The organism is Cupriavidus sp. SIMBA_020, from assembly GCF_046535395.1.
Lineage (GTDB): Bacteria > Pseudomonadota > Gammaproteobacteria > Burkholderiales > Burkholderiaceae > Cupriavidus > Cupriavidus campinensis.
The window spans coordinates 1-228 of record NZ_JAWRWU010001881.1 but is presented as its reverse complement, the minus strand read 5'-3'; the positions used below and the strand labels follow the sequence as shown (position 1 = coordinate 228).

General features: G+C 68.0%; 1 protein-coding gene. It reads right to left on the bottom strand.

Annotated elements, in window-relative coordinates; all coding sequences use genetic code 11:
• A partial coding sequence (locus SB751_RS36115; protein ID WP_410749742.1) for a putative glycolipid-binding domain-containing protein occupies nt 1–228 on the bottom strand: 228 nt, incomplete at both ends.

Genomic DNA, 228 nt, shown 5'->3' with positions numbered 1-228 from the left:
CCCGAACCGTCGCGCCAGTGGCCGGCGCCGTCGCCATGCAGTTCGAGCGTGCCGCCGCCCATCACCCTGTGCACCGCATATCTGACCCGCCACTGCGGATCGCACTCGACCCGGTACGCAAGCCCATACGCGCGGCCGTACCGCTGGCCGACCACGGCACTTTCGACGACGATGCCGGTTTCAGCACGATCGAACGTCAGGTGTTCGATTCCGTCGCCCTCGAGCGAC